The organism is Mediterraneibacter glycyrrhizinilyticus, assembly GCF_015560805.1.
Lineage (GTDB): Bacteria > Bacillota > Clostridia > Lachnospirales > Lachnospiraceae > Schaedlerella > Schaedlerella glycyrrhizinilytica_A.
Map to the genome: position 1 here is coordinate 132,784 of NZ_JADMSO010000008.1, position 10,367 is coordinate 143,150.

At 46.2% G+C, this 10,367-nt stretch carries 10 protein-coding genes; 8 read left to right on the forward strand and 2 right to left on the reverse strand.

Annotation, left to right across the window (positions count from 1 at the left end):
• Positions 1–57 precede the first annotated feature (57 nt).
• From I2H87_RS09780 to I2H87_RS09795, 4 genes are all read left to right on the forward strand, one after another.
• Entirely contained in the window at positions 58–1,596 is a 1,539-nt protein-coding gene (locus I2H87_RS09780) for an ATP-binding protein (RefSeq protein WP_195609834.1), read from the forward strand.
• Positions 1,589–2,290, forward strand: a complete 702-nt coding sequence (locus tag I2H87_RS09785) for a response regulator (RefSeq protein WP_009266173.1) — start codon at positions 1,589–1,591, stop codon at positions 2,288–2,290. The genes I2H87_RS09780 and I2H87_RS09785 overlap by 8 nt, the downstream gene beginning before the upstream one ends.
• A gap of 109 nt (positions 2,291–2,399) precedes the next feature.
• Positions 2,400–3,947: an ATP-binding protein gene (locus I2H87_RS09790; RefSeq protein ID WP_243273909.1), complete on the forward strand. Its 1,548-nt coding sequence runs from the start codon at positions 2,400–2,402 to the stop codon at positions 3,945–3,947.
• Positions 3,913–4,620: a response regulator transcription factor gene (locus tag I2H87_RS09795; protein ID WP_022151229.1), complete on the forward strand. Its 708-nt coding sequence runs from the start codon at positions 3,913–3,915 to the stop codon at positions 4,618–4,620. The genes I2H87_RS09790 and I2H87_RS09795 overlap by 35 nt, the downstream gene beginning before the upstream one ends.
• Before the next feature lie 4 nt (positions 4,621–4,624).
• Here I2H87_RS09795 and I2H87_RS09800 read toward each other — a convergent pair whose 3' ends face one another.
• Together I2H87_RS09800 and I2H87_RS09805 are read right to left on the reverse strand one after the other, a co-directional pair.
• Positions 4,625–5,269, reverse strand: a complete 645-nt coding sequence (locus tag I2H87_RS09800; protein ID WP_022151228.1) for a potassium channel family protein — start codon at positions 5,267–5,269, stop codon at positions 4,625–4,627.
• Between the two features lie 29 nt (positions 5,270–5,298).
• Complete coding sequence (locus tag I2H87_RS09805; RefSeq protein ID WP_009266178.1) at positions 5,299–6,612, reverse strand: TrkH family potassium uptake protein; 1,314 nt, start codon at positions 6,610–6,612, stop codon at positions 5,299–5,301.
• A gap of 255 nt (positions 6,613–6,867) precedes the next feature.
• Between I2H87_RS09805 and I2H87_RS13910 the strand changes: the two genes are divergently transcribed.
• The 4 genes from I2H87_RS13910 (at position 6,868) to I2H87_RS09820 (ending at position 10,247) form a co-directional block, all read left to right on the forward strand.
• Positions 6,868–6,996, forward strand: a complete 129-nt coding sequence (locus I2H87_RS13910; protein WP_022151226.1) for a hypothetical protein — start codon at positions 6,868–6,870, stop codon at positions 6,994–6,996.
• 114 nt (positions 6,997–7,110) lie between these two features.
• Positions 7,111–8,082: an aldo/keto reductase gene (locus I2H87_RS09810; protein ID WP_195609836.1), complete on the forward strand. Its 972-nt coding sequence runs from the start codon at positions 7,111–7,113 to the stop codon at positions 8,080–8,082.
• Positions 8,083–8,580: 498 nt separating this feature from the next.
• Positions 8,581–9,843 carry a YkvI family membrane protein gene (locus I2H87_RS09815; protein ID WP_195609837.1) on the forward strand — a complete coding sequence of 421 codons (1,263 nt, stop codon included), beginning with the start codon at positions 8,581–8,583 and terminating at the stop codon, positions 9,841–9,843.
• A gap of 41 nt (positions 9,844–9,884) precedes the next feature.
• Positions 9,885–10,247: a TerB family tellurite resistance protein gene (locus I2H87_RS09820; protein WP_195609838.1), complete on the forward strand. Its 363-nt coding sequence runs from the start codon at positions 9,885–9,887 to the stop codon at positions 10,245–10,247.
• Positions 10,248–10,367 lie beyond the last annotated feature (120 nt).

The following is a 10,367-nucleotide window of genomic DNA, read 5'->3' on the forward strand; positions in this document are numbered from 1 at the left end:
CTGCTTTTTGTTATAATGAAAAACGGATGCAAAAAAGAAATGGAGTGAGGCAGAACGATGCAGATTTTTAATCGGAAAAAGAAACTAGAATGCCTGAGGGATTTTTTGATCACAGCCGGGATCCTGGCTGCGGCGACCGGGATCGGTTTTGGATTTTATACACTGGGATTTTCAGAAGAAAATATCATCATCGTGTATCTGCTCGGAGCGATGATCGTTGCCGTATTGACGGCAAGCCGCGTTTGGAGCGGTCTTGCGGCATTGTTCAGCGTCCTTTTGTTTAATTACCTGTTCACGGTGCCCCGTTTTTCTTTTTCGGCGTATGGTTCCGGGTATCCGGTGACTTTTGTCATTGCGTTTATCGCAGCAATGATCGTCGGGAATCTGGCGGTGCAGTTAAAAAGACAGGCGGAACGCTCCGATAAAATGGCGTACCGCACCCAGATCCTGCTGGAGACGAACCAGATGCTCCAGCGGGCGGTAAATGAAAAAGAAATCGTGGAAGAGACTGCCGGACAGATCGTCAAGTTATTCGGAAGAAGTGTGGTCTGTTACCGCAGAAACAAAAAAAATCTGGAGAATCCGGTCGTGTATCCGGCGGGGCAGGAGAACGATCTGTCGGTATATTTTTCCGATGAGGAACGGGAGACCGCGCTCTGGGCATTTCGGAATCATAAGCGTGCAGGCGCGGGAACCGACATATTAAGCGGCGCAGTCTGCCTGTATCTGACGATCCGCAATAAGAATAACGTATATGGTGTGGTCGGGATCGATCTCAGGGAAATGGTGCTGACGACGGCGGAACAAAATCTGCTTCTTTCGGTCCTCGGAGAGTGTGCGCTGGCATTGGAAAAAGAACATTATAACAGGAAGCGGGCGGAGGCTGCGACAAAAGCAAAAAATGAGCAGCTGCGGGCAAATCTGCTGCGCTCGATCTCCCACGATCTGCGCACGCCGCTGACCAGTATCTCCGGAAATGCGGATATCCTGCTGCAAAATCATCTGGATGAAGAACAGCGGAAACGGACTTGCACTTATATTTATGAGGACGCGATTTGGATGATCAATCTGGTGGAAAATCTGCTCTCCGCAACACGGATCGAAAACGGAACGATGCAGCTTACGAAACATGCGGAACTTCTGGAAGACATTATCGATGAGGCGCTGAAGCATATCAGCAGGAAGAGTAAAGAATATGAGATCAAAAAAGAGCTTTCGGACGAGGTGCTTCTGGTCAATGTGGACTCACGTCTGATCTTGCAGGTGTTTATCAACCTTTTGGATAATGCAGTCAAATATACACCGCCGGGCGGAACGATCTCGATCGAAACGGAAACAGAAATGAAATTTGTCCATGTGCGGATCGCGGACAGCGGGATCGGGATTTCAGAGGAAAAGAAAAAGCATATATTTGATATGTTTTATATGGCAAATGAAAAAATCGTGGACTCGCGGAGAAGTCTCGGTCTTGGGCTGGCACTGTGCCGATCGATCGTTACGGCACACGGTGGGACGATACGGGTGTATGATAATCACCCGAAAGGTTCCGTGTTTGATTTTACATTGCCATTGGAGGAGGTAGCGATTCATGAATAACCAAGTGATATTAGTTGTGGAAGATGAGTCTGCGATCTGTAACCTTGTCACGACGACACTGGAAGCGGAGGGATATCGCTGTCACGTGGCAAGAAACGGAAAACAGGCGCTGATCGAGGCGGGAACCTGTTATCCGGCGTTGATCCTGCTGGATCTGGGGCTGCCGGATATGGACGGGATCGATGTGATCAAAAAGATCCGTTCCTGGTCGCAGGTCCCGATCACGGTCATCAGTGCGAGAAGTGAGGATAAAGACAAGATCGACGCGCTGGATGCGGGGGCGGACGATTATCTGACGAAACCATTTTCAACGGCGGAGCTTCTGGCAAGAATCCGTGGGACGTTCCGCCGCATCCAGTATATGCAGAGTGATACGGCAAAACCTGAGCCGTTTTTTCAGAACGGCAGCCTGAAGATTGATTATAATATGCAGACGATCTATGTCAGGGAGCAGGAGATCCATGTCACACCGATCGAATATAAGATACTTTGCCTTCTTGCCAAAAATATCGGGCGTGTGCTGACGAACACCTATATTACGAAAGAAATCTGGGGCAGCTCCGTGGAGGGGGACATCGCATCCCTGCGGGTGCATATTGCGACAGTCCGCAAGAAAATAGAAAAAGCGGACAGCTCCAACAGTTGTATCCGGACCCATATCGGGATCGGATATTGTATGGTGAAAGCAGAATAGAGAGAAAAATAGAGAAAATTCATCCGAAAAGCATGACGAAGCCGGATTCCGATGGTATAATATTTCATTAAGCAGTGAAAAAATTTACATAAAGGAGATGCGGTTGGCTTTGAAACGGTTGAAAGTAAAACATGAATTTCTGCACAGCGGTCTGATCACGGCCGGGATTCTCGCGGTTGCAACGGGCATCGGGTTTTTATTCCAGTCACTTGGATTTACCGAGGAGAATATCATCATTGTCTATGTGTTGGGAGTTCTTGTGATCGCAGCGATCACGGCAAACCGGGGGTGGAGTATTTTTGCCTCCGTATTTAGCGTGCTGTTATTTAATTTTCTCTTTACGGTTCCAAGGTTTTCTTTTGCGGCTTATGCGTCCGGCTATCCGGTCACTTTTGTGATCGCATTTCTGGCCGCGCTGATCGCGAGCAATCTGGCGATCCAGTTAAAAAGGCAGGCGGAGATCTCAGCAAAGATGGCGGCGCGGACACAGATGCTTTTGGAGACGAATCAGATCTTACAGAAAGCCGAAGATGTGGATGAGATTTTGGAAAAGACGGCGAATCAGATTGTAAAACTTTTCGGCAGAACGGCTATTTTTTACCGGAATACAAAAGAAGGACTGAAAGCGCCGGTCTTGTATCCGGTCAATCCGAAAATCGATGAGAACCGGTATTTATCCGAACAGGAATATAAAGCGGCAGCGGAAGTGCTTAAGCAAAATGGAGAGGTGCGTTCGGATCAGAACTGTATGTATTTTCCGGTTGGAAATACACACAAGACATACGGTGTGATCGGGATCGTCAGTGAGAAACAGAGGATGACGGAAGTGGAAGAGAACTTTCTTCAGGCGATCCTCGGCGAATGCGCGCTGGCGCTGGAAAAAGAATATTTCAACAGGAAGCGGGAGGAAGCGGTGACAAAAGCGAAGAACGAACAGCTCCGCGCGAATCTGCTGCGCTCGATCTCCCATGATCTGCGCACGCCGCTTACCAGTATTTCCGGAAATGCGGATATTCTGCTCAGTGAAGAGATCCGCTTGGAACAGGCAAAGAGACGGCAGTTGTATACGGATATTTATGAGGCGTCGATGTGGCTGATCAGTCTGGTGGAAAATCTGCTGTCGATCACGAGAATTGAAGACGGCACGATGAATTTGAATCTGCAGGTGGAACTTGTAGACGAGGTCGTTGAGGAAGCGCTGAAGCATCTGACAAGAAAAAGCACGGAACATATCATTACATTTCAGCCGTCCGATGAGATCCTGCTGGCAAAAATGGATTCCAGACTGATCATGCAGGTTGTGATCAATCTGGTGGATAATGCTGTCAAATATACGCCGCCCGGTTCCCGAATCGAAGTGACGACGGAGAAAAAAGGCGAATGGGTCTGCGTTTCGGTCAGTGATAACGGAAACGGCATCACAGATGAAATGAAAGAGAAAATTTTTGATATGTTCTATACCGGAACCGGACAGGCATCAGACAGCAGAAGAGGGCTTGGTCTGGGACTGTTTCTTGTCAAGGCGATCATACAGGCACACGGAGGAACGATCCGTGTGAAAGATGGGAAAACGGACGGAACGATCTTTACATTCAGGCTAAAAGCGGAGGAGGTTACATTGGATGAACAGACCACAGATTCTTGTAGTGGAAGATGATCCGGCAGTTCGCAATCTGATCACGACCACACTGGAAACACAGGACTATCAATTTCATACAGCTCAAAACGGCGGACAGGCGATCATGGAGGCGGTATCCGGAAATCCGGATGTGATCCTTTTGGATCTCGGGCTGCCGGATATGGACGGAACAGAGATCATCAAAAAGGTGCGTTCCTGGTCACAGGTTCCGATCATTGTGATCAGTGCCAGAGGAGAGGCAAAAGATAAGATCGAGGCGCTGGATCTGGGGGCGGACGATTATCTGACAAAGCCGTTTCTTGTGGAGGAACTGCTGGCAAGGCTTCGGGTTGCGCTTCGCAGGCTGCAGTATCAGAATGCGGAACAGAAACCGGAAGAAACAGAATTTATCAATGGAGATCTGAAAATCGATTATGTATCAGGATGTGTCTGGCTGAAAGAAAAGGAAATACATCTGACTTCCACGGAATACCGGCTGCTTGTGCTGTTGGCGAAGAATATAGAAAAAGTACTGACTCCGACATTCATCACGAAAGAAATATGGGGCAGCGCATGGGAAAATAATATCGCGTCGCTGCGGGTGTTCATGGCAACTCTTCGGAAGAAGATCGAAGAGGTGCCGTCACAGCCGCGTTATATCCAGACGCATGTCGGGATCGGATACCGCATGCTCCGGATTTCGGATAAGTAAAATTTTAATAAGTGAAAGAATGGATCACGGACTTATCGCCCATGATGATCAAAGTTTCATCGTTGGTAAAAATATGATTCGGATGGGGAAGCGGAAATACCTGCTCCCCTTTTTTGGTTGCAAGGATACTGATGTTGTAACTTGTACGGACGGATTTTTCAACGATGCTTTTGCCGATCCATGCAGATGGAACAGCGACTTCGCAGATTGCCATCTCCGGTGTCAGTTCGATATAGTCGAAGATATTTTTTGAACCATATTTGATCGCAAGACGTTCGGCGGTTTCACGCTCCGCATACACAACATGATCTGCGCCGTTTCGAAGAAGCAGTTTCCGGTGGACATCCCGGCTTGCTCTGGCGAGGATATATTTTGCACCGAAGTCTTTTAACAGTACCGTGATCTCCAGTGCGCTCTGAAAGTTGTCTTCGATCGCGACAACGCAGAGATCGAAGTTGGAAACGCCGAGAGAGCGGATGACCATCTCATTGGTGGCATCTGCGATCTGGACGTCGCTGATAATATCCAGCGCGTTGTCAGCGCGTTCCTCACTTTTTTCGATGGCAAGGACGGAGTTGCCTTCTTCCAACAATTTCGCGACCATATGCCGTCCGAAACGACCGAGTCCGATTACTAAAATAGATTTCATGACAGTTTACCTCATTCTTATAATATTTGCTAACCAATCTGTATTTTTTCCAAAGGCAGCGCCGAAAGGTTTTGTTTCCGTTTGGATGCAAATGCGAGCAGCATCGTCAGGGAACCGACGCGTCCGAAGATCATCAAAAATGCAAGCAGAAAATGGGAAAGCGGCAACAGTCCCGGTGTAATGCCTGTGGAAAGCCCGACCGTTGCGATCGCGGAAACACTTTCAAACAACGCGTCGAGAAACTCGATATTTTCAATCCTTGCGATGATCATGCTGACGGAAAGGGAAAGCGAAAGGTACAGCATAAAAATACACGTTGCTTTCCGGGTGATCATTTCTTCCAGCCGTCGCCCGAAAACTTCGGTTGATTTTCTGCTGCGGAATGTGGTGACAACGGAAAGCGCCAGCACGGCAAACGTTGTCGTCTTGATTCCGCCGGCGGTGGATCCCGGCGATGCGCCGATGAACATCAGGATAATGATCAAGAAACGACCGCTTTCTGTCAGTGCAGCGAGATCGATCGTATTGAATCCGGCAGTTCTCGCGCTGACGGACTGGAACGAAGACGCCGCGATCTGTTCCGATAAAGTCAGACCCTCAAAGGAAGCTGTTCCATGTTCAAAGAGGAACAAAAGAACGGAACCGCTGATGATCAAAAATGCGGTCACTGTTAGGACCAGTTTTGTGTGAAGCTGCATTTTTGTAAAATGCAGACGGGTATTCAAAATGTCCCGCCACACGAAAAAACCGAGTCCGCCGACTACGATCAGCGACATGATGATCAGGTTCACATACCAGTTTCCGACCTGCGCGGTCAGCGATGAAAATGGTTCGGCAGTTCCCATCAGATCAAATCCCGCGTTGCAAAATGCGGAAATACTGTGGAATATCGAAAACCAGATTCCTTTTCCGAGTCCGTATTTCGGGCAGAAATAGATTGCCAGAAGTATGGCGCCGAATAATTCGATGGAAAACGTTCCGCGCAGGATGAAACGTGTCATCTTGACGATCCCGCCGATCTGCGGTGCGGAAACAGAGTTCTGCATCAGGGAACGGGAAATCAGTCCGATCTTTACTTTTGCAAGTACCATAATAAAAATCCCGAGCGTCATAAAGCCGATCCCGCCGATCTGGATCAGTCCGAGGATCACTGCCTGACCAAACGGCGACCAGTATGTATAGGTATCGAACTGGATCAGTCCGGTCACACAGGTAGCGCTTGTAGCGGTAAAAAATCCTGTGAAAAAGTTGGCGTCTTCCGGATTTCTCGTTGCGATCGGAAGACCGAGCAGCAACGTGCCGATCAGGATAATGGTACAATATCCGATCAATATGATTTTCATCGGCGAGAGCTGGAGCAGCCGACACCGAAGATTGTGTATCGATATAATAAAAATCACCTCTTTGGTTTGTTTTCTAACGGCATATACAATATAAAAGATTTAACCTAAAAACTGTATAAAGAAATTTCCTGTGACATTAAGAAAACATAAAGAAGACGGAAAAACTTTATAACTTCTTAATACGAAGAAAAATTCCTTAAGCTTATGTTAATTCCTGCGTTGCTATAATACTGACAGAGAAAGAAGGGAAGAACTATGGTAAATGCAGGATTATTTTTGATCATGGTCGTATTGTTCGCGGGCGGCTATCGAATGTTTGGAAAAGTGGATCGTTTTTTCGAAGAACAGAGTGAAAACGGAAATAAAAAGAATCCGCAAAAATAGAAAAGATTCAGACGGATTTTCCTTGTACACTGTCTTTGCTTTCTTTATAATAAGAAAAGAAGAGTTTCTAAATTATTTTTAATGCAGGAAGGCAGGATGAGGAGTGTGGAGAAGATGAAGTATGCAGAAATGGCTTATGTAAAGAATCCGGTATCCCGTATTTTTTTCGGAACGGCGACGTCGTCGGCTTTGGAAGGAAGCGCCGGAAGTGAATTATTGGATTTTGTTTACGGATCTGGAATCACAGCATTTGATACGGCACGAGTGTATGGACAGTCGGAGACGTTACTTGGCAAATGGATCGAAGAAAAGAATATGCGGGAAAAAATCGTGATTCTTTCCAAATGCGGGCATCCGGATCTGAAGACGTGGGAGAAACGGGTAAATGAAAAGGCGATGTGGGAAGATCTCGAAACATCTTTAAAAGAGCTCAGGACCGATTTTCTTGATATTTATCTGCTCCACAGAGATGATCCGGATGTGAAGACCGGTGAGATCGTGGAAATCTTCAACGGAATGCACGCGGAGGGAAAAATCGGTGCATTCGGAGGTTCCAACTGGACTCATGAGCGGATCGAACAGGCAAATGAATACGCATATAAGCATAACTTGATCCCATTTACCGTTTCCAGCCCGAATTTTGGTCTGGCAGACCAGGCAGGTGATCCGTGGGGCGGCGGATGTGTCACGATTTCGGGACCGAAAGAGGTCGAAGCCCGGGAATGGTATCGGAAACAGAATATGCCGGTAGTTGCATATTCAAGTCTCGCTCATGGTTTGCTGGCAGGAAAGGTGAAGAGCACCGATTGGGAGCGGGTCGCAGAACTTTTGGATGCGCCGACGATCAAAGGTTACGGAAGTGAAGAAAATTTTGAACGTTTGAGACGATGCGAAATTCTGGCAGCAGAAAAACAAGCGACGGTCGCGCAGATTGCGATGGCGTATATTTTCCATCAGGATCTGAATGTATTTGCGGTTGTCAGCGCGTCGAAGCCGGAGCGGATGAAAGAGAATATCGAAGCGCTTCAGATTCCGTTGACGAAAGAAGAGGCGGCGTGGCTGGATCTGCGCAGGGAAAAGCGATAAAGATAAAAGTAGTAATGGTAAGAGAATAAAGAGGAAGAAAGAACCCGGAGGTCATGTGAAAAATATGATTTTCAGGTTCTTTTATTATTTCTGCTTTTTGGTGGCTTAGAGTCTTTGTGATTATCATAAGTTTGGAATTTGAAAAATCCAGCGATATGAATAAGGGAATCATCAATTTGATCTCGGCTGCAGTCGAGGCAGTGAAGCAGTATTTGTGAAACTCATGTATATCATGGGAAATTTATGTAAGGAAACACCAGCTTTATACGAAAGTGTAGCTTTCTTTTTTATTTCCTCTAAAATAAATAACGGGTAAGACATATAGCGGAAAATCAATTTCTACTTTTGTCTCCGTGGATGAGTTCTGAATAGGCAATTTGGAAAGCAGTCATACCTTGTGATATGGCTGCTTTTTGCCGTCATTTCATCAGTCAAAGCATCAGACCGTTTGGCGGACAGAAGCATCGTTGTTTACTGAGGGCAGGAAAGAGAGGGATTATGGAAAAAGAACAATTGGTTTCAAGAAAAAAGATTTTATCGGTTGCATTTGCCTATGTGGGCATTCTGACCGGAGCAGGACTGGCATCCGGGCGTGAACTTGTACAGTATTTTATCAGTTTTGGCAGAGCTGGAATGGAGGGGATCGTGATAATCGCAGTCTTGTATATGCTGTTTGGAAAAATGATCCTTTCTCTGGGTTCCTATTATCGGGCGCAAAATCACAGCGATGTTCTGGAACAGGTGTCTCATCCGATCGTCAGTCGGATTCTGGACGGTTCGATGATATTTTCTTGTTTTATTTTGAGCTTTGTAATGATTGCGGGAGCTGGTTCCAGTCTCGGACAGCAATTTTCGATTCCGTCATGGATCGGGTCGTTGATCTGTGCCGGAATGATCCTCGCAGTAAGTTATATGGAGTTTGATCAAGTGATCGGAGCACTCGGAATTTTTACACCGATGATCCTGCTCATCATTTTGGCAGCATTTTTCACTGTCCTGACCGGAGATCCGGTCCCATGGAAAGAAATGCTGGAAACCGGTCAAGAGATCGAGTCGAGCCTGCCGAATGTTTATGTATCGGTAGTAAATTATTTTGCCCTTTGCATGATGACGAGTACGTCAATGCTGTTTGTTCTCGGCGGGAGCATCATGGGATTGAAAAACGCGAAGAAAGGCGGAATTTTAGGTGGATTCTTTACTGGTATGATCACAGTTTTGATCGCGCTGCTTCTTGTTTCCAGAATTGATCTTGTCGCAGATGCAAATGTTCCGATGCAAAAATTATTGGGGCTGATCCATCCGACGCTTGGTTTCTTGATGACGTTTGTCATTTTCGGCATGATCTTCAACACAGGATTCAGCGCATGTTATTCGCTTGCCAAACGCCTTTCGGGAGACAAGGAGTCACGTTTTCGGAAACTGATGCCTTTGATCGTGTTGACCGCGTTTGCCTTGAGCTTTTTCGGATTTAAAAAACTGGTTGCTTTTATGTATCCTGTTCTCGGATATCTCGGAATTTTATTATTAGCGGTTCTTCTCATAGCCTGGATCAAGGAACGCGGTAATATCAAAAAGGAGGGGAAAGTGCGGCGTGGGATTTTTCGCCTGATGATGTATAAAGCGGATAAAAACAAAGTGTTTACCGAACAGGACAAAAGACATTTGGATATATTGATCCATGAATCGGCGGTCGATGATAAGGAAATCCGGAAAGACATGGAAGAAATTGTAGAAGAACGGCAGGAGGAAATAAAAAGATGAAACAGAAAGAAAAATAAAGTTATATTCAGGCAATGTTGTATGTGGCAAAAATAGATGGGATAAAAAAAGAAGAAGAACTCCGGGTCATCCGGGAATTGGCAGAAAAATTGAATGTGGAAAATATAGAGCAGAAGATCCCGCATTTATCAAACGAACTGTTTGAGGGAAAGGAACTTCGAGATGTACTGAGTCATGTTCATGGACGCGCAAATAAGCTTGCACTGATCTATCAGCTTGTCGTATTGGCTTATGCGGATGGTATATATTCCCCCGGAGAAAATGATGCGCTTCGGAGAATCTGTGCGATTTTACATATCGAGTTTGAAAAGCTGTATGAAATTCTGGAGCTTGTTGAAGAATATCAGCAATTCGAGAAACATGTGACAGAGGTTCTGGAGGTTTAAAAAGGAGGCGCTGTGAAGAGTGGTAGTTCACAGAGATGATGGATGATGTTAGAATATAAATAGTACAAAATAAACATGACCATTTTCAATAAATAGTATATGATAGTCATAGATCAAGGA